The sequence below is a fragment of the Mycobacterium sp. NTMscope_Eco_3 genome (assembly GCF_976985685.1).
This window is the reverse complement of sequence record NZ_CDRJYZ010000001.1, coordinates 5,503,219-5,521,513: the sequence shown is the minus strand read 5'-3', so window position 1 is coordinate 5,521,513 and position 18,295 is coordinate 5,503,219. Positions and strand designations below refer to the sequence as shown.

The window sequence follows — 18,295 nt, the reverse complement described above, 5'->3', positions numbered from 1 at the left end:
CTCCGGCCGCGGGCCGATCCGAGTTTGCAGGTTTCCACACCGGCCGGGTGAGGAGATACTGGACCGATGTTGGTCACCTCCGGCGGCGCACGCCGGACCGTGGCGCTTATCACGTAACACGGCGCGACGATCGACCGTCCGGCACCTGAGGAGCCCATGAACGAGCGCGACGAATTCCTGCGGGACCGTCTGCGGCCCGAGCGGGAAACCACCGCGGCGGCACGCCCGCCTGGTCCCCCTCCGCACGGGCCCCATCCCGCCCCTCGGCCACCGGCTCCGCCTCCCCCTGCGCCCCGGCCGTCCGCGCCGCCGCAGGGCAGGGCGCCCGCACCCCCGCCATCGGCTCCCGCCGCCCCGCCGTCCTTCCGGCCACCACCCGCGCCGCAGCCACCGGCCCCCGCGCCGGCGCCGCCCCCGGAACTCCCCGACCGCGGTTGGCGACGGGCCGTGCGGATCGCCACCTTCGGCCTGATCGCCCTGGGCCCGTCGCCCACCCAACGGCAGGAAGCTCAGTTCAAGGCGGCGATCCAGACCCTCCTGTACGGGCACTACAAGGTCGGCGTGCTGGGCAAGGGCGGCGTGGGCAAGACGTCGGTGGCGGCCAGCGTCGGCTCGCTGTTCGCCCAACTCCGCCGGCAAGACCACGTGGTGGCGATCGACGCCGACACCGCCTTCGGGCGACTCAGCAGCCGCATCGATCCGGGATCGACGCGCTCGTTCTGGGAGCTCACCGCCGACAAAAACCTGCGGTCCTTCGACGATGTGGTGGCGCGGCTGGGCCGCAATTCCGCCGGCCTGCACGTGCTCGCCGGCGAACCGGCGTCCGGCCCGCGCCGCGTGCTCGACCCCGCGATCTACCGGGAAGCCGCGCTGCGACTGGATCGCCATTTCACGATCTCGGTCATCGACTGCGGTTCGACGATGGACGCGCCCCTCACCCAGGAGGTGCTGCGGGATCTGGACGCGCTGATCGTGGTGTCCTCACCCTGGGCCGACGGCGCGTCCGCCGCCGCGCGAACCATGGAGTGGCTGGCGGATCAGGGCCTGACGACGCTGCTGGCGCACAGCATCGTCGTGCTCAACGATTCCGACGGCCATGCCGACAAACGCACCCGCGCGTTGCTGGCCCGCGAGTTCACCGATCACGGGCGGCCGGTCATCGAGGTGCCGTTCGACCCGCACCTGCGCCCCGGCGGGGTCATCGACGTGGCCCGCGAAATGGCCCCGGCCACGCGGCGCAAGTTCCTCGAGATCACGGCGACGGTCGCCGGGTACTTCGCGGCGCGCCCCCACGGCTCTGGTGACCGAGGGCCGAAAGACCCACAGAGCTAGGACTTCTCGGCGGCGTCCCCCATCCGCGCCGACGGGTCGGCGATCGCCTCGATCTTGGCCACGCGCGTGCCGCGGATCGTCAGCACGATGACGGCGAACAGGCGGCGGTCGCTGAAGGCCAGCAGCACCGGCGCCCCGACGGGGCCGCCGACCAGCGTCACACCCGGCCACAGGTACCGCAGCAGGTTGGTGGCCACCGCGTCGGGCCCGTGGTTGACCTGTTGTGGCGGCGGCGGGTCGCCGAGAATCGTGCCCACGCCCCAGACCGTCGGATCGAGGACGGCGGCCAGCCCGGCGAGGTCGCCGTTCGAGCAGGCGGTAATGAATTTCTCCGTGACGAGCTGATGCTCGGCCGCGGCCACATCGTTCATATTCGGTTGCGCCGCAACGAATTTCGCCCGTGCCCGCCGCGCGAGCTGGCGGCAGGTGCCGGCCGGACGGCCCACCGTCTCCGAGATCGAGTCGAAGGGAATGCCGAACACGTCGTGCAGCACGAAGCTGACCCGCTCACCGGGGCTGAGCCTGCGCAGGACCTCCAGCAGCGCGCTGCGGATCTCGTCGTCGAGGGTGATCCGGTCGGCCGGGTCGGAGCGGCGCGGCGCCGGGCGCTCCTCGACGTCGCCGGGACGTTCGTAACGGGCGCGGGCCGAGCGCACCTGGTCGAGGCAGAGCCGGCTCGCCACCACGGTCAGCCAGCCCCGGACATCCTCGATGCCGCTGACCTCGGCGCGGGAGAGCCGCAGGAATGCCTCCTGCGCAACGTCTTCCGCGTCGCCGATGTCGCCCAGCATCTGGTAGGCGAGGTTGACCAGATACGGGCGGTGACGACGCCAGGCCTCGGCGACCTGGTCGCCGGCTGACTGCGACTGGTTCATGACTCTTCGACGATATGGCGCCGCAAAAAGTTACCCGTTCTGCGGTGTAACTTTCCCACCTTTTGCCCCGTCCTTGCAGCAGTACAAATCCACGAAAGGAACCATCCCATGGCAATCGTCGTCACCGGCGCGACCGGTAACGTCGGGCGCCCGCTCGTCGCGGACCTGCGTGCCGCGGGAGCGCGCGTGCGCGCGGTCACCCGACAGCCGGCACCGGCCGGATTTCCCCCCGACGTCGAGGTGTTCGATTCGGCCACCGACGCGCTCTCGGGCGCGTCAGCGGTCTTCCTGAACTCCCGCGCGCTCGGCGGGCGGCTCGAAGAAGTGGTGGCCGAATGCGCGCGCGCCGGCGTCGCCAAGCTGGTCGCCTTGTCGGCGATCAACGCCGACGATGACGTCTCGCGTCAGCCGTCGCGATTTCGCGGTGACCGCAACAGGGAGGTCGAACAGCTCGCCGTCGGCTCCGGACTGGCCTGGGTGAGCCTGCGGCCCACCGTGTTCGCGACGAATTTCGCCGGCATGTGGTCCGCGCAGCTCCGCGCCGGCGACGTGGTCGCGGGGCCATACGCCGCGGCGTCGACGGCGCCGATCGTCGAGACAGACATCGCGGCGGTCGCGGCGCAGGCGTTGCTCACCGATGAGCTTGTCGGACAGCGGATCCCGCTGACCGGCCCGCAGGCGTTCACCGACTCGGAGCTGGTGGAGGTCATCGGCACCGTGCTGGGACGGCCGCTGCATTACCTGGAGGTGCCCACGGCCGCTGTGCGGCAACGCTTCCTGGGTCTGGGATTCAGCGCCGGATTCGCCGACGCCTACATTGCCATGCTCGCCGAATCGCTCGACAAGCCCGCGCTGGTCACCCACGACGTCGAGAAGATCCTTGGCCGCCCGGCACTTCCGTTCAGCCACTGGGTCGCCGAGCACCGCGACGTCTTCACCGGCGAGAACGAGGGGGCCTGACATGACCGAACCGCGTCCCCCGCGTTACCTCAAACCCATGAACAAGTTCATGATGGCGGTCCAACGGCTGGGCATTCCGACCGGGCCGGCCATGGTGCTCACCGTGCCCGGACGTAAGTCCGGTCAACCGCGCAGCACGCCGATGACGCCGTTCGACTTCCGCGGCGGGCTCTATGTGGTGGCCGGCTATCCCGGCGCCGACTGGGCGGCGAACGCCAGGGCGGCGGGCGCCGGCACGCTGCGCCGCGGCCGCCGCTCACGCCGGGTCCGGATCGTCGAACTGTCCGCCGACGAGGCCCGGCCGGTGCTGCGGGAGTTCCCCGCCAAAGTCCCGGTCGGCGTGGCGTTCGCGAAACGCTCGGGCATGGTGCGCGACGGGACGGCCGACGAATTCGAAGCCCTGGCCGGCCGTCTCGCCGTGTTCCGCTTCGAGTCGACGTAGGGTTCGCGTCACCAGACGATGGCGGCCATGTCGCGGTTGTCCGAACACACGCTGCGCACCGCCGCCTCGATATCGGCGGCGGAGATGATCTGCAGGTCCTCGACCGTCACCGGTTGGCCCGCCCGCTTCTGCGCGACCACCCGGGTGTCGCGGAAGCCTTCGGCACGTTCGACGACATTGCGGGCGAACCGGCCGTTCTGCATGGCATCGATGCCGTGGCGCCCACCGGGAGTGGTGTAGTTGCGGATGGTCGTGGCCGCGTCGAGGAGCTTCTCGCGTGCGCCGTCGTCGAGCAGGCTGGCGCGCGGCGTCGCGTAGCGGTGTGCGATCTCGACGATCTCCGAAGGTGAGTAGGACTCGAAGCGCAGCTTGCGGTTGAACCGGCCGGCCAAACCCGGGTTCACGGTGAGGAATTGGTCCACCTGGTCTTCATAGCCCGCACCGATGAAACAGAAGTCGAATCGGTGCGCTTCCAGCGCGACGAGGAGCTGGTTGACGGCCTCCATGCCGATCATGTCGGGCGTGCCGTCCTGATGGCGTTCGATCAGGGAGTAGAACTCGTCCATGAAAATGATTCGGCCGAGCGACTTTTCGATCAGTTCGTTGGTCTTGGGTCCCGACTCCCCGATGAAGTGGCCGCAGAAGTCCGAACGGCGCACCTCCCGGATCTCGGGGTGGCGCACGATCCCCATGCCGGCGTAGATCTTGCCCAGCGCCTCGGCGGTGGTCGTCTTACCGGTGCCCGGCGGCCCGACCAGCAGCATGTGGTTGGTCTGCCCCTCCACCGGCAGGCCGTGCTCGAGGCGCATCATCCGCACTTCGAGTTGGTCTTCCAGCGCCGCGACGGCCTGCTTGACGGCGGCCAGCCCCACTTGCTTCGCCAGCAGCTTGCGTCCCTCGGCCAGCAGCTCGGCCCGCCGCCCGGCGGTGGCGTCCTCGTCGAGTTCGTCGCGGCTCTTGGCCGAGGACGCGTCCCAACGATCGGTGCGGCTCTCGATGGTCTCTTCGTCGGTGACCACCAGGTGCAGGTTCGGGTCGGCCAGCGCTTCTTTGGCCGCCTCGGTGAGGACCCCGTTGATGGTGGCCTTGGACAGCCAGATCTGGGCCTTGTCCTCCTCGCGCAGCTGGCGGTGCACCATCCCGCGCACGTACGCCAGATCGGCGACGAGCAGCGGAATGTCGGCCGGGCCGATCGATGCGGTCAACACGTCGGCATCGAAGCGCGACGACGACTGGGTGTGCCCGATCACGTCGACGCGGTCCAGCCAGTCCAGCGCGACCCGGCCCTGCCCGAGGTGGGCGGCGGCGTGCGCGGCCAGCGCGCAGATCGACGCCGTCACGGCCGACATGACGATCGCCTGCGCGGGCAGCTCCTCGGCGGCCGCCAGCAGTACGTCCGGCCAGCGTTGCGTCCGGTACATCAGGAAGGTGCGGGCCAGCTGGTGCCACTGGTAGTTGGTCCAGGAGTCCAGCAGGTCGCGGTTGGCCAGCAGTTTGTCGGCCTCGGCGTACTCGCCGGCGATCGTCAATGCGGACGAGAGCGCCAGCCCCACCTGCGATGCGTCGGTGACGGTGATGCCGATGTAGGGGCCCAGCTGGATCTCCGCGGCCAGCGTCTGCCCGATGCGAGTGGTCTCGCGGTGCAGCCATTCGCTGGTGGCGTAGAGACGCCGCAACGAGGCCAGGTCGCTGTCGCCGCACGCGATGCGCCCCAGCCACGCGTCGGCCATCGACGCGTCGGCGTCGGTGGCGGCCGCGAACTCCGGCAAGGCCGCCGCCCGGCCCTGCCGGCCCATGATCCCCATCGCCCGGTCGAAATGCCTTCGGGCCGTTTGTAAATCACCCATCACATCCCCCATCACGAGCGCCGCCGCCGTGGTCATCGGGGTTGCGGTCAGCCGCCCCCGGCCGGAGCGAACCGCCGCCCAACGCGCTCATCAAACTGTGCCTCAAACTCGTCTTACCGAACTGCTACGTGCCGACCGACATGGTGACCGGATCCAGGCTGACATAGCGGTGCTCGGCACGGAACATGTCCATCTCGGCAAGCCAATTCTTCCCCGCAGCAGTGACATTCACCACCGTGGGGCCGACTTGCTCGATGATCACCTCGAAGCCGTGGCGCTGTCCCTCGGAGAGCCTGACGCCCGCGGGCGCGATGGTGATCACGGTCGCCGGCCGCGGGGTGGGCGAGATCGCGGCGTCCCGAATATCCGCGGCCCCGCCGTCGGGCGCCCCGTTGCCGTCCCTGCCCCGTCGCGCGGCGTATTCCACCACGCTGACGGTGGTGCGCGGTGCCGGGCGCGAGCCGTTGACGACGCTGATCTCCGGCATCCGAACGCTGAGCCAGCGCGACATGTCACGGGTGTGCACGCAGACGCGTTCCCCGGCGCCCGCGGTGCGGATCACGATCCGCTTGGCGATCGGGTCGTCGGCGGCGACGAACACCCGCGACAGTTCACCGGCGTCGGTGACCGGCACCAGCAGCCGATCGCCGTTGCTGAGTTTCCCGATCAGCACGCCCGAGGGCCCGATCTCGGTGACCAGCTCCGCGGGCAGCGGGCTGCGCCGGATTCCGCGCAGGTGTGGTCGGGGGCCGCACATGTTGGCCGACGCCGCCGCGGCCTGCTCGCCGTTGAGGCGGCGCAGGATCACGCTGGGCGGGGTGGGCGCGGGCGTGGGGGTGCGCACGGTGATGGTCGCGGTGCACTGCGAATCCGGATACACCGTCACGTTCTGGATGACCTCGTCGGCGCGCAGCGTCCACGCCTGGGACAGGTTGCGCGACGTGATCGCCCCGGGCGGATACGCATAGGTGGTCAGCCAGCCCGCTTCCCCGCGGATGGCTTTCCACCGCTGCGCCGGTCCCGACACCGCGTCCCAGCCGAGCCGGCGATCGAGTTCGACCAAATCGGTGGCGTTGGCCACCTTGGCCCGCAGGCCTTCGCAGCGCAGCAGACCCGCGATGCGCTGGGCGACCGAAATCGCCGCTACGCCAACGGTCGTGCGCCACACCAACGCGTGGGCGTTATCGAACACCGCCAGCCGCATGATCAGCCACGTTTCGCGCCGGCCCGCGTAGGGCGGGGTGCCGATCTCCGAGTCATACACCCGCGGATAGTCGCCGACGGTTCCGTGCCGGGACCCGATGCTGACGACGCTGATCGAGTCGAGTTGCAGGCCGAGGGCTTGGTCCAGCATCGGCACCAATTCGACGACATCGAGCACGTTGTCGGTCTCGACGGTCACCGATCCGGTCACCATGGTGGCCTGATGCGCTCTGCCCAGCAGCTGCACCGCGACCACGGCGACACCGTCCTGCACCCGCACGCCGCCACCGGATCGGTTGTTGGCCACGGTGATTGGGGCCGACCAGTCGATCGGGCGCCGACCGCGCCGCCACAGCACGGCCCACGACCACGCCGGCTGGCCCCACCAGCGCACGAACACCAGCGCGACGCCCACAATCACGGCGACCGCGGCGCCGATGTAGCCGGCCAGCAGCCAACTCGCGAGCGCCAGCAGGAACACCACCCACACCCCGACCACCCGGCGATTGCTGCCGCGGCTGAACCCGGTGAGGTTGGGCCTCATCGGGCCCTCCGCAAGCGCGCGGCGATCGCGAGGACGAGCACACCGGCGGCCACCACCCCCAGGAATCCGATCGCGACGTTGCGCGCCCGATGGTCGGGCGGCGGGGGCGGCGCCGCCGGGGTGATGACCCGACTCTGTGCGCCCGGCGCCAACCGCTCACCCGGCGGGATGTTGAACGTCAGCGCCGCGACCGGGTCCACCAGCCCGTAGCCGACCTTGTTGTCGACCCCCGCGGGCGGATTGTGGGCCGACTGCACGATCCGATTGATCACCTGGTGCGCACTGAGATCCGGGTACTTCGCCCGCACCAACGCCGCGACACCGCTGACGTAGGCCGCCGAGAAACTGGTTCCCCAGAACGGCATGTTCTTCTCGCCCGGCCTCGACGGTGGGTAGGCGTTGACCGGGATACCGCCGAACTGGGGCGAGAGACCCATGATGTGGGTCCCCGGTGCGGCAACGCCGACCCACGGTCCCGACATGCTCTTGTCCAGCGCGGCGCCACTTGCATCGACGGCGCCCACCGACAGGACGTAATCGGAAAACCACGACGGCGCCGAGACGACCTTGACCTGATGCCAGTCCCGCGGATCCGACGGGTCCAGCGGGTCGTACATCGGGTTGTTGTTGCACCCGGCCTCCCCGTCGTTGCCGGCGGCCGCCACAATCACGGCGTCCTTCACGGTGGCCGCGTACCACAGCGCCGCGCCCAGGGCCCGCTGGTCGGCCGGGGCCGCCGCGGGCAGGCAGGCGGTGACCGAGATGTTGATCACCTTCGCGCCCATGTTCGCGGCGTGAACCACCGCGCGCGCAACCGAATTCAGCGTGCCGGCCTTGACCTTCTCGTCGGAGTTGGGATCGCCCGGCGGCGGGTTGACCGGTTCGAACGCCCGCGACGATTGCCGGATCGAGATGATCGTCGCGTGCGGGGCCACCCCCACCACCCCGTCGGGCGCCCCCGGGGGAAGCGGCGGCACCGCGGGTTCTTCCTCGGTCTGCGGATCGGGCGGCCCGTTCGATGCGGCGGTGGCGCCGCCGCCCTCCGGTGGCGGGGGCGGCGGTGGCGGCGGGGGAAGGACCTGGGTGATCGTCACCGGAGGCGGCGGGGGCGGGGGCGCCATCGGGGGCGGCACCTCGACCGGCGGCGGGGGCGCCCCGGCGACCGGCGGCGGCCCGGCCGGCGGCGGGAACGCCGGAGTGGCCGGCATCGGCCGCGGCATCGGCAAAATCCCTTGGGGCGCAGCGCCGATGATCGAGCTGACGATGGTGCCGTGCGCGTCGCAGTCCGTCAGGCCGTCCTCACCCATGATGTAGTCACCACCGGGCACCACCGGCAGCCGCGGGTTCGGTGTCACCCCGGTGTCGATGACCGCGACGGGCACGCCGTTGCCGGTGCTGTATTGCCAGGCCTTGGTGATGTTGAGCAGGTTGAACCCCGGAGCCAGCTGCGCCACGTCGGGGTTTCGCACGATAATCGGCGACGAGCAGCTGTTGGCGCGGCGCATCGGCTGATCGGGCCGCGGCGGCCCGTCCGGTGGCACCATCCCCGGATCCACCGATGGCGGTGTGATCGCTTGTGCGGCAGGGATATTGGCGGACAACGCGACCAGGGTCAGGGTGACGGTCAGCGCCGCCGCGGTTCTCAGTGGCGAATCCACGTGAAGAGCCCTCCCAGGGCCGCCGCCGCCGGCAGCAGAACGATGAATGCGAGCACTTCCACCCACTCCACGGTCAACCGGATGAACGGCCTGAACCGCATGGCCGGCACCAAAAGCGCTGCGGCCAAACCCAATGCGGCGAACGTCGCCACCGCCACCACCGGCCACAGCAGTCCCGCCATCGCGTCGTGGGACCCGGCGACGGCGTATTTGACCACTCCGGCGCACACCGCCGCCGACGCCCCGCACACCAGCGCGACGGCCTGGTATTTGGCGGCGAATCCTCGGCCCTGGGTGATGAAGATCCCCACCACCAGGCCGGCGACCACCAGCGCCAGCCACGCCCACGGGCGCCCCGGCGTCAACACGCCCCACACCGCCGCGGGCAGCACGATCGAAACCCCGACGCACAGCCCCACCTGGACCGCGTTGACCAAGCGCGCCGAGGCGGCGATCGCGGCGCCGCGCGCCGTGATGTCGGTGAGTTCGTTGTCTTGTTCCTCGGATTCGTCCTCGCTGACCGGGGACACGGTGTCGACCGGCATCCCCTCGCGCCGGGCGAACAGGTCCCGTCCGGTGATCGATCCGAAATGCGGCGGCCTGACCCGGGCCACCCACAACGCGATCAGCGGGGTCATCCGGACCAGGACCAGCAGTCCGACCAACACACACACGGCCAACACCTGCGCCGTGGCCGGGCGGAACATCCGGACGGCGGCGACGACGGCCAGGACGCCGCAGACCGTCACCACGGCGGTGACCACCGCGGTCTGCCACCGGTTGCGCGCCGTCACCCCGATGGCGACGGCACCCAGGATCACCACCACGGCGCCGATCAGCCCGTGCGCCGCCCCGAGCACACCCGGCGGCGCGCAGGCGCCGGCGGTGGCCAGCGAGACCACCGCGAGCCAGGCGAACCCGCTGAACAGATCGCGCCGCTCCCGCCAGCCGTTCCGCACCACCAGGGTCGCGATGACCAACAGGACACCGACCCCGCCCGCCACCGCCGCCGGGATCGGGCCGTCGGTGAATGTCCGTGCCCGCAGCGTCAGGGCCACCACCACCGAGACGGCCATCGCGATGACCGCGACGGCCGTGTGCGCGGCCGTCAGCGGCGTCACCGGCGCGAACATCCGATCGCCGCCGTCGCGGCCCAGCCACTTGCCCATGGCGGCCAGCCCGGTCGACAGCGACTCGTACTGCGGTTCGAACGACTCCCCGTCGACCCTGGGCACCAGCACCAGGGTGTCGCCGTCCTGGACGCCCAGCTCGTCGAGGCTCTTATTGATATCGAGGCGGACCCCATTGATCTTGTGAAGTTCGTAGCTGCCCGCCGGCAATGAAATGCCGTCAAAACCTTTGCGCTTCAGGTCCGCGTCGAACAGCTCGACCATTCCCTCGAAGAATCCCTCCATCGGAATTCCGGCGGGGAAAACCTGGGAGCACAGATGCTTCTCGTAAGAAATGTTGACCGCACAACGCGCTGGAAAAGCGACCTTATGCGGCGAGGTCACGGTACCGCCCGCTCGGCATCCGGAATGTATTTGTCGGCCAGCCCCGCGGTGATTTCAAAGAGGCGCAATCGCGTCTTTTTCTTCAGCTCGTGAACCGTATCGATGATGCCGCCTTTGGCGAGGTGCGGATCGAACGGCAGCGCTTCGACGGTCGCCCCGACCTTGGTGAACCGCTCGGTCAGGTAAGCCAGCGCGTCCTTGTCGGTGATCTGGTCGGTGTGGTTCACGATCACGGTGCTGCGCGAGACCAACTCGTGGTAGCCCTGCGACCGCAGGTAATCCACCGCCCGCAGCACCGGGCGCGAGCGGTCGGCGGTGATCCCCGAAACGAACACGAGGGTATCGGTGTTCTCCAATACCGGCTTCATCACTTCGTGTTCGAGATCGGGGGAGGTGTCGACGATCATCACCGTGTGGGTGCGCCGCAATCGCGACAGCACCCCGGAGAACATCGCCGGCACCAACGGCCTGGGTTGGTCCGAGGTCCGGTTACCGGCCAGCACATCGAGACCGATTGCGTTCTGCCCCAGATGTTCTCGGATATCGGCGTAGCCCTGGACATCGGTGTCGTTGATGATGGCGGTGTAGTCGCCGGGCGGGGAATCGTCGATGCGGTCGGCTAGCGTGCCGAAACCGGGAACGGCGTCGATCGCAATCACGTTCTGCGGGCGGCATTCCCGGAACACGCCACCGAGGCAGGCGGTGAGCGTCGTGACCCCGACGCCGCCCTTGCCGGACACCACGGTGATCACATACTGCCGCCGGATATGGCGGCGTATGCGGTTTTGTAAATCACGATAGTGTCGTTCTCGGGGAGATTCACCGAGATTTATTTGTCGAAATGAGATGGCATAAATGAATTTACGCCAGCCCGACCCCGGTGGAATCTTTCGTGGCGCGGCCAGATCGGTAATTCGCATCGTGTCGGATACCGAATCCGGGAAGTTGCTGCCCCCTGACGGATCCCCCCGTCTGAGCGCTCCTTCGTCCGACATATTCGGGTCATTCCAAGGGCTCGTCACGACGAGATGCTAACACGGTTCGCGATACCGCGTTTACCCGTTCAGAAACCCATCAAGTGCGACAGGCGTTGTTATTACAAGGCTTTGGTTAACTAAGTTACTTCGGCATCCGATAACACCGTCTACACCACCCGCCGATACGAGTGCCACTCGTCGCCCGCGGGCAGCCGGCGGATGAGCCGTTGCACCGCTCCGCCGATGTCGCTGCGCGAACCCGGCGAGAGAATCTGATAGCGGCGCTGCCCCGAGGTGACGCTTTCGATGCAGACCCGGCCCCCGGGGGTGTCCACGATGGAGACCGTCGAATCGCCGACGGCGACGCGCGCCAATTCGTCCGGCCCGACACCGGCCTGCAGCGCGACGATGTTCGCGTGCGCGGACCGGGCGGGGTCGGCGGCCGTGAGAACCACCTGCAGCTGGTCGGCGTCGAGGCGCTGTTCGAGCAGGAACGCCCGCAGACTGGCGGTGTCGCGCACCGAGTTCAGCAGTTGCTCGGTGTCCAGGGTGATCGGCCGCAGCGGCGCGGCCTCGGCCACGCCGCACAGCCGCTCGATCTGACCGACCACGAGCTCGCTGGCCGAGGATTCGTTGCCGGCCGTGCCGGCGGGGTACAGACGCACCAGGTCGCCGTGCCGCTCCAAGACCACCCACCAGGTCGCGAAGCGGTTGATCGACGCGCGCGTGGGCTCGCGACCCGGCACGCCCATCATGACGACCAGCCCCAGGTCGCGCCGCAGCAGGACAGTGAGCCATTCGCGGATCATCGGGTCGACGTTGCCGGCCTCATCGAGTGCGCCGGCGGCTATCAAGTCCGCGGCCGCGGGGTGGCCCAGCGCGCGCTCGGGGGTGTCCAGCCGCGGGAGCATCGGCCGCAGCCCCAGCTCAGGGCAGGTTTGCTCCACCCCGGTGATCGCCTGCAGCACCCACAGGCCATCGACCGTCGTCGTCAGCATGTCGCCCCGCCGTTAATCAGCGACTCCCTCGATCGGCGAAGAAGACACCGAAGGTGGGGCACATACGCTCGGCGCATCTGCCCCACCTTCGCTTGTCCCGGTGGTTGAGCGGGCTCAGAACAGGCCGGCGATGTGCTGGTCGGTGCTGAGCGCGCTGTCGAGCACGTGCGAGGTCGTCTGGCCGTGCTGACGGATGGTGTCGATGAGGCCCTGCAGCCCCGACAGCATCTGCGCCTGCGCCTCGAAGAAGCCCGACGCGCCGTGGCCGGCGAAGAATTCCTGCAGGGCGTGCGTCCGGTTGGAGGTGTCGTCGAAAATGGACTGCAGCTGGCCGGCGCGGGAAGCGACATCGGTGGCGAAGTCGGCTACGGCGCCCGGGTTGTAAGTGATCGGGTCGGACATGGTGAATTTCCTTTCAAAAGACCTTTATGAATTGACGAATGAGTGGACGGGTCAGGAGCCGTGGCCGCCGAATAGCGCGGTAAAGGCGTGTGAGGAATCCGCCTCGTGGCCTTCCATCAGTGCCGCCGCCTTCGTGAGGCCCTCAGCCAGACGCGTGCCGCCGGTCAAGACTTTGTTCAAGTCGTTTTGCACCTCGATGGCGGTCGCGTGCGACGCGGCGACCGCGTCACCGGACCAGGTGGCCGGGTTCATCACATTTTCCTGATTTGCGACGTATCCCTGACCGATCCCGATCGCATGTTCCATGTTCGCCTGAATCGCGTTTGAAGTATCGCGAAGCATTTGCGGGGTCACCTTGATTGTCACGGAATTCTCCTTCTGCGGTTGGCCGCCCCCCGTAAGGGCATGAAGCGAAGTGTATGGCGGCTGTTTGGACCTGTCGATTCACCTTTCACCAGGGGGTGTGCTTCAGACTCTGGCGTCGACAACCCGCACGGTCGCGGGCTGTTCGGCTTTGTCACGGGATCCGCGGTCGCCTCCCGCCCCGTGCCCCACGGGCATACCGCCCATCGGGGCACCACCCATCGTCGTGGTCTGCGGTCGCATGGCCTCGGCGCCTAATGCCCCGGCCGGCCGCAGCCCCACCGGCCGGCCACTGGTGGCGGGCTCGAAGGCGCTGACCGGACGGGTGAAACTGCTCGCGGGGACGCCCGCGCTGCCCAGGGACGCGCCCCCGCCGGCTTCCGCTGCCGAAAGCCCGGTGGCCGACACCGCCGAGACGGCGGGCGTCGCCCCGCCCATGCCCATGGCGCCGGGATTGGCGAACATGCCCATCAGCGGCTGCATCATCTGCATCGGCGCCTGCATCGCCTGCATGGGAGCCTGCATCATCTGGGGGGCCGCGCCCATCATCTGTTGCACGGGCTGCATGAACGTGCCGGCCTGACCCATGAAGTCCTGGGCGCCCGAGGTCGCCTGCCCCGCGCCCTGCGTCCCCGTCTGGGCGCCCTGCATGGCGGCGCGCATGCCGTCGCCGGCGCCCATTTGCGCGGCGGACTCCCCCACCGCCGCCGCGGCCTGCGCCGGCGCCGCCGGCGAGGCGCCCATGGTGGCGATCGGCGGCGGAATGGTCAGGCTCGAGGACAGGGCCGTGAGGATCGATCCGTAGCTGGCCCCGACCGCGGAGTTGTTCGGCCACATTGACCCGAAGTACTCGAGCTCGAGCGACGTGATCCGTGGGGTCAACGCGCCCAGTACCAGCGGGTTGATGCCGTAGTCGGTCGCGGTCTCGGTGCGGTTTTCGATGCACTCGGGCGCGGGACGCATCGAACCGTACGCCATCTGATACGCCGAGACCGCGGTCGAAACCACCGCCGGCTTGACATCGACCCAGCCGGCAAGCCCGTGCAGCGACGCGTTCAGCGCGGTGGCGTTGGCCGCCGAGGCCAACGAACCGGCGCCCGTCCAGCTCGCCGAAGTCGCGACGGTGTTGATCGTCGAGGCAATGCTGGAGCCGTGATGGGTCGCCGCCAGCGCGGTCCAGGCGGCCTGATTCGCCAAATGAGTGACGACGCCCGCACCCGCCTTGAGCAGCAGGTCGTTTTCCTCAGGCGTACGCGCAGCCCACCCAGGATCGGCCATGCGCACTTCCCCCTTTGAACGTCGCTAGCGACTAAGCGCCGATAGCCAGCGTCAGGCTGCGCATGAGCTCGGTGACCACGTAGGTGCCCGAGGCGAGGGTCTGCGTGCCGGAGAACAAGCCGCGCTGGGCGGCGTGCTCGGACACCACGCCCAGGTAGCTCGCGCCGCACGCGTTCAATGCCGCCGCGAACATCGCCGAGTCGGGGTCGCCGCCCATCGGCAGCACTCCCAGCAGGACCGGCGACGCCGCCGAGGCCGCCGCCTCGGTCTCCGCGCTGATCGCCGACTCCGCGGCTGCCGACGCCAGAACCGCCTCTGACTGCACCGAAACAACCATGATTCCCTCCGAACGCTCAACGCCAAAGCCACGTGCTTGGGGCCTTCTTGGGGCCTTAGTGTAGTGCGGTTTCGTTGATCTTGTATTCGGTCCCTATCGGCCGGATGCGCGGCCCTTGTTTTCGGTAATTAATGCTGGTCCCAAGCGCGAAACTGGTGATTTCCCAGAAGGTGTCGTTGATAAACCTCAATCGCCACTCAAGACCCGGCAGTCACAAAAGCGCCGCAGTTGGCCCGCGATAGCCACTGTTCGAGCACGTTTGCCTAGTCGCGGTCGTGATGGCATACCGCTTCGAGTTTGATGCCGAACGGGTCATACCAAAAGGTGGCGTAATAATGGCCGGGATATTGCGGGAAATGGCGCGGCGGGTGGATGACGGTGCCACCGTTTCGAACAACATGATCGTGTACCGCGCGCACCGATGATCGGCCGCCGCACCCTGAAGGCCAGGTGTTCGCCCGGCTCGTCCGCAGGATAGAAGAACAAGTCCGTACCCGGCTGTTTCCCGCAGGCTTATAGGAGCCCCGCAATGAACGGCTCGGATCCGGCAAGGGGGACGTCGGAATAACGTTCGGCGGCCGGTAGATCCGGCGCATCTCATCGGCTCGTCGCTGAAAGCACGGGTCCGTCAACGCCGGGCGGTTCATGACATTGCCCCGTCGCGAGGAAGGCCGGTTGCCGCCCGGAGCGTTTCGGCAACGACGCGACCCGTGTCCCGAAGTGGCCGGGTGCTCCGTTGCACCCGGCCGAGCATGATCGCCCCTTCCAGACTGGCCACCGCGAACGTCGCGAGTCGGCGGGCACGGGCGGCCGAGACGCCAGCGTCAATCAGCTGGGCGGCCACCCGTGACTCCCAGGAATCGAACACCACATGGCTCGCTTCACGTAGGGCTTCGTTGCTGCTGGCGATCTCACATGCCAGCGTGCCGATCGGGCAGCCGTCTGCGAAATCGGTTTCCTCCAGGGCGCGCGCGGCCCAGTTGAACCATTTGACGGCGGCCTGACCGATGTCGGCAGACTCTGAAAACACCCGGTCGAGCAACTGCTGGTAGCGCTCGGCGGTCTGGGAGATGGCCTGCACAGCCAGGTCTTGTTTACCGCCGGGGAAGAAGTGATACAGCGAACCCAACGGGGCCCGGCTTTCGGCGACGATCTGCTTGAGGCCGGTGCCTGAATAGCCCTGGCGCCGAAACAGTCCGGTCGCCGCGGTCAGGAAGCGATCGCGCGTCGGCGTGGTCATGAGGAGGTCTCCGACCGGGCGGTCGCCACACCGCCGGCGGAACCCAGCGGGAGGGCGTCTACGATTCGCCGGGCGCGTTGACGATCGATGGAGTAGGCGTTCATCGCCTCACGCTCGAGTTGATCGTCCAGCGGGCGCCCGATGACATCGAGCACCGTCTCTTTGGCTGACCGAACCGCGGACTGTTCGTGCGCGGCAATGCGATCGGCGAGGGCATAGGCGGAACTCATCAAACCGTCTTGGGCGACCACCCGGGTGACGAGGTTGACCTGCAAGGCACGTTGCGCGTCGATCGGTTCACCGCTGAGCTCCAGATCCAGAGCGACTGCGAGCCCACAGGTATCGACAAGCCGTGAGATTCCCCCGTCGCCGTGATGAAAGCCCAAGCCCACCAATGGCGCACCGAACATCGCCCTGTCAGAGGCGATGCGGATATCGCACGCCAGCGCTAATTCGAGGCCGGCGCCCAGCGCCCAGCCGTTGACCGCCGCGAGCACCGGCTTGGCAATGCGGTGTAGCCCGCGCGTAATCCCGCCGAAGCCAACCCCTTTGGCGTTCCGCCGCACCACGGCCGCATCGGCGTCGAGCCACTGGGTGAACCATGTGTTGCGGTCGGCGCCGGCGCAAAATGCATTCCCTGTCCCCGTCAATATCGCGACGTCGACACCGTCGTCGTCGCGGAACTCCGCCCAGATTTCGCGCAGCCGCTGATCCATCTCAGGATCGATCGCGTTGCGCGCGCTTGGCCGGTCCAAGGTGATCGTCGCCACCCGACCCCGCTTCTGATACCGAACATGCTCAGCGCTGACGTTCATCAAAGCCTCCGCATCCGTTCGGCGTGACGTCACAAGATTATATAGATCGCTCTACTAACGCAAGGGCTCAGCAGGCACCCCAACGACTCTCGCGTCGATTTGTCGCGTGACCGGCAACTACGCGGGGCCACGCCCGTCGCCGGCCAGCCGCAGCAGGAGTCGAGTGCCCCCGAGCGGGCTGGTCTGCAATGCCGCTGTGCCGCCGTGCAATTCGGCCTGCTGGGCGACCAGTGCCAGACCCAGCCCCGACCCCGAACGCGAGGCCGTCGATCCGCGGGCGAAACGCTCGAACACCGTGGCACGTTCGGATTCCGGGACCCCGGTGCCGTCGTCGTCGATCGCGATCTCCACGCCTTCGCCGGAACTGCTGACGGTCAGCTGGATCTTGCCGGCGTTACCGTGCTTGACGGCGTTGGCGATGGCGTTGTCGATCACCAGCCGCAGGCCGGTGGGCAGCCCAACCATCAGCACCGTCGGCGACGGCACCAGCGACACCTCGACGTCGGGGTAGATGCGCAGCGCGTCGTGTGCCGCACGGTCCAGAAGCTCGGTGATGTCGAAGGGGACGAAATCGTCGACGGTGGTCAGCTCGCCCTGGGCCAGCCGCTCCAGCGCGGTCAGCGTCCCTTCGATGCGGCTCTGGGTGCGGATGACGTCGCCGATGACCTCGTGCCGCTGCTCGGGCGGCAGGTCCAAGGTGGACAACACCTCGAGGTTGGTGCGCATGGCCGTCAACGGCGTGCGCAGCTCGTGCGAGGCGACGGCGGCGAAGTCGCGGGCCGACTCGAGCGCAGCCTTGGTGCGCTGCTGTTCCTTGCCGATGCGGGCCAGCATTCCCTCCACCGCCTCGGCGATCTCCACCGCCTCGCGCACGCCGCGCACCTGGACCTCGTCGGGGCTGGACTGGGCGTTGATCGCGCGGGCCTGCTGCGCCAGCAGCAGGAACGGATTGACCATGATCAGCGAGATCACCCAGCCCACCACGACCGTGCCGCCGATCACGCTGGCGCAGATCAGCAACACCCGCAGGTGCAGTTCGTTGATCCGGTGCTGGGCCTCGGCCAGCGGCGCGGCCAGCGCGATCGAGGCGGGACCCGCGGTGAACGTGCGAACGCGGTACTGCACCCCGTTGATGGTCGTGTTGGCGTAGCCGTCCGGCAGTTGCGGCAACACGATGTTGCTGGGCGCCGACACGGTCACCCCGCCGATGCGCGCGGTGCGCACCAGGTTGCCGTCCGGCATGTGCCGGTCGGGGGTGGCGGGCGGCGCGGTGTTGAGCAGGCTGCTGATGTCTCCCAGGCTGCTGACCGAATCCAGCCGGCGATCGAGCTGGCTGTACTGGTCATTGGTGACGCCCACCCACACCCAGGTGCCCAGCAGGACGACCAGCGTCATCACCGATATGGCGGCGACGATGAGGATGGTGCGCAGCGACAGCACCCGCATCGGCAGCTGTACACGCGGAAAGACGCGGATGTCGGGCTCCTTTGTGGGTTCGTGACGACCAGCC

At 68.5% G+C, this 18,295-nt stretch carries 17 protein-coding genes and 1 pseudogene; 3 read left to right on the top strand and 15 right to left on the bottom strand.

Going from position 1 to position 18,295, the window contains the following annotated elements:
* Positions 1–156 precede the first annotated feature (156 nt).
* Positions 157–1,332, top strand: a complete 1,176-nt coding sequence (locus AC0KTM_RS25745) for a MinD/ParA family ATP-binding protein (protein ID WP_225341150.1) — start codon at positions 157–159, stop codon at positions 1,330–1,332.
* Here the strand turns inward: AC0KTM_RS25745 and sigI are convergent.
* Positions 1,329–2,207, bottom strand: coding sequence for an RNA polymerase sigma factor SigI (gene sigI / locus AC0KTM_RS25740; RefSeq protein WP_472417031.1), 879 nt, complete (start codon positions 2,205–2,207; stop codon positions 1,329–1,331). The genes AC0KTM_RS25745 and sigI overlap by 4 nt on opposite strands.
* Before the next feature lie 108 nt (positions 2,208–2,315).
* On the opposite strand from sigI, the gene AC0KTM_RS25735 reads away from it, so the two are divergent.
* Both AC0KTM_RS25735 and AC0KTM_RS25730 read left to right on the top strand, forming a co-directional pair.
* Positions 2,316–3,167 (top strand): NAD(P)H-binding protein, encoded by an 852-nt coding sequence (locus tag AC0KTM_RS25735; RefSeq protein ID WP_225330570.1) that lies wholly within the window; start codon positions 2,316–2,318, stop codon positions 3,165–3,167.
* A gap of 1 nt (position 3,168) precedes the next feature.
* Positions 3,169–3,609: a nitroreductase family deazaflavin-dependent oxidoreductase gene (locus AC0KTM_RS25730; protein ID WP_225330571.1), complete on the top strand. Its 441-nt coding sequence runs from the start codon at positions 3,169–3,171 to the stop codon at positions 3,607–3,609.
* A gap of 8 nt (positions 3,610–3,617) precedes the next feature.
* Here AC0KTM_RS25730 and eccA2 read toward each other — a convergent pair whose 3' ends face one another.
* From eccA2 to AC0KTM_RS25660, 14 genes and pseudogenes are all read right to left on the bottom strand, one after another.
* Positions 3,618–5,468 (bottom strand): type VII secretion system ESX-2 AAA family ATPase EccA2, encoded by a 1,851-nt coding sequence (eccA2, locus tag AC0KTM_RS25725; RefSeq protein ID WP_472417566.1) that lies wholly within the window; start codon positions 5,466–5,468, stop codon positions 3,618–3,620.
* Positions 5,469–5,580: 112 nt separating this feature from the next.
* The gene (gene eccE / locus AC0KTM_RS25720; protein ID WP_238955491.1) at positions 5,581–7,203 is read right to left on the bottom strand and encodes a type VII secretion protein EccE; all 1,623 of its coding nucleotides are present in this window, start codon (positions 7,201–7,203) and stop codon (positions 5,581–5,583) included.
* Complete coding sequence (gene mycP2 / locus AC0KTM_RS25715; protein WP_225341151.1) at positions 7,200–8,861, bottom strand: type VII secretion system ESX-2 serine protease mycosin MycP2; 1,662 nt, start codon at positions 8,859–8,861, stop codon at positions 7,200–7,202. Before mycP2 ends, eccE begins: the two co-directional genes overlap by 4 nt.
* Positions 8,846–10,375 (bottom strand): type VII secretion integral membrane protein EccD, encoded by a 1,530-nt coding sequence (gene eccD, locus AC0KTM_RS25710; protein WP_225327812.1) that lies wholly within the window; start codon positions 10,373–10,375, stop codon positions 8,846–8,848. Before eccD ends, mycP2 begins: the two co-directional genes overlap by 16 nt.
* A complete protein-coding gene (locus AC0KTM_RS25705; protein WP_008262890.1) occupies positions 10,372–11,397 on the bottom strand; it encodes a MinD/ParA family ATP-binding protein in 1,026 nt (341 codons plus the stop codon). Before AC0KTM_RS25705 ends, eccD begins: the two co-directional genes overlap by 4 nt.
* 122 nt (positions 11,398–11,519) lie before the next feature.
* Positions 11,520–12,350 carry an ESX secretion-associated protein EspG gene (locus AC0KTM_RS25700; RefSeq protein ID WP_472417029.1) on the bottom strand — a complete coding sequence of 277 codons (831 nt, stop codon included), beginning with the start codon at positions 12,348–12,350 and terminating at the stop codon, positions 11,520–11,522.
* 114 nt (positions 12,351–12,464) lie between these two features.
* Positions 12,465–12,752 carry a WXG100 family type VII secretion target gene (locus AC0KTM_RS25695; protein ID WP_008262888.1) on the bottom strand — a complete coding sequence of 96 codons (288 nt, stop codon included), beginning with the start codon at positions 12,750–12,752 and terminating at the stop codon, positions 12,465–12,467.
* A gap of 51 nt (positions 12,753–12,803) precedes the next feature.
* Positions 12,804–13,118, bottom strand: a complete 315-nt coding sequence (locus AC0KTM_RS25690; protein ID WP_008262887.1) for a WXG100 family type VII secretion target — start codon at positions 13,116–13,118, stop codon at positions 12,804–12,806.
* Between the two features lie 102 nt (positions 13,119–13,220).
* Positions 13,221–14,393: a PPE family protein gene (locus tag AC0KTM_RS25685; RefSeq protein ID WP_225327810.1), complete on the bottom strand. Its 1,173-nt coding sequence runs from the start codon at positions 14,391–14,393 to the stop codon at positions 13,221–13,223.
* Positions 14,394–14,424: 31 nt separating this feature from the next.
* The gene (locus tag AC0KTM_RS25680; RefSeq protein WP_008262885.1) at positions 14,425–14,730 is read right to left on the bottom strand and encodes a PE domain-containing protein; all 306 of its coding nucleotides are present in this window, start codon (positions 14,728–14,730) and stop codon (positions 14,425–14,427) included.
* Between the two features lie 263 nt (positions 14,731–14,993).
* Positions 14,994–15,327 (bottom strand): annotated as a pseudogene (locus AC0KTM_RS25675) (VOC family protein); the annotation flags it as partial.
* 46 nt (positions 15,328–15,373) lie between these two features.
* Complete coding sequence (locus AC0KTM_RS25670; RefSeq protein ID WP_472417027.1) at positions 15,374–15,970, bottom strand: TetR/AcrR family transcriptional regulator; 597 nt, start codon at positions 15,968–15,970, stop codon at positions 15,374–15,376.
* A complete protein-coding gene (locus AC0KTM_RS25665) occupies positions 15,967–16,785 on the bottom strand; it encodes an enoyl-CoA hydratase/isomerase family protein (RefSeq protein WP_472417025.1) in 819 nt (272 codons plus the stop codon). Before AC0KTM_RS25665 ends, AC0KTM_RS25670 begins: the two co-directional genes overlap by 4 nt.
* 117 nt (positions 16,786–16,902) lie before the next feature.
* Positions 16,903–18,231, bottom strand: coding sequence for a sensor histidine kinase (locus tag AC0KTM_RS25660; RefSeq protein WP_225327806.1), 1,329 nt, complete (start codon positions 18,229–18,231; stop codon positions 16,903–16,905).
* Positions 18,232–18,295 lie beyond the last annotated feature (64 nt).

Excerpts from the sequence above, each read along its gene's own strand:
- eccA2 (WP_472417566.1), bottom strand. The coding sequence starts at position 5,468 with ATGGGGGATGTGATGGGTGATTTACAAACGGCCCGAAGGCATTTCGAC.
- sigI (WP_472417031.1), bottom strand. The coding sequence starts at position 2,207 with ATGAACCAGTCGCAGTCAGCCGGCGACCAGGTCGCCGAGGCCTGGCGT.
- AC0KTM_RS25670 (WP_472417027.1), bottom strand. The coding sequence starts at position 15,970 with ATGACCACGCCGACGCGCGATCGCTTCCTGACCGCGGCGACCGGACTG.
- AC0KTM_RS25680 (WP_008262885.1), bottom strand. The coding sequence starts at position 14,730 with ATGGTTGTTTCGGTGCAGTCAGAGGCGGTTCTGGCGTCGGCAGCCGCG.
- AC0KTM_RS25660 (WP_225327806.1), bottom strand. The coding sequence starts at position 18,231 with ATGCGGGTGCTGTCGCTGCGCACCATCCTCATCGTCGCCGCCATATCG.
- AC0KTM_RS25745 (WP_225341150.1), top strand. The coding sequence starts at position 157 with ATGAACGAGCGCGACGAATTCCTGCGGGACCGTCTGCGGCCCGAGCGG.
- AC0KTM_RS25735 (WP_225330570.1), top strand. The coding sequence starts at position 2,316 with ATGGCAATCGTCGTCACCGGCGCGACCGGTAACGTCGGGCGCCCGCTC.
- AC0KTM_RS25685 (WP_225327810.1), bottom strand. The coding sequence starts at position 14,393 with ATGGCCGATCCTGGGTGGGCTGCGCGTACGCCTGAGGAAAACGACCTG.
- eccE (WP_238955491.1), bottom strand. The coding sequence starts at position 7,203 with ATGAGGCCCAACCTCACCGGGTTCAGCCGCGGCAGCAATCGCCGGGTG.
- AC0KTM_RS25665 (WP_472417025.1), bottom strand. The coding sequence starts at position 16,785 with ATGAACGTCAGCGCTGAGCATGTTCGGTATCAGAAGCGGGGTCGGGTG.
- AC0KTM_RS25730 (WP_225330571.1), top strand. The coding sequence starts at position 3,169 with ATGACCGAACCGCGTCCCCCGCGTTACCTCAAACCCATGAACAAGTTC.
- AC0KTM_RS25695 (WP_008262888.1), bottom strand. The coding sequence starts at position 12,752 with ATGTCCGACCCGATCACTTACAACCCGGGCGCCGTAGCCGACTTCGCC.
- AC0KTM_RS25700 (WP_472417029.1), bottom strand. The coding sequence starts at position 12,350 with ATGCTGACGACGACGGTCGATGGCCTGTGGGTGCTGCAGGCGATCACC.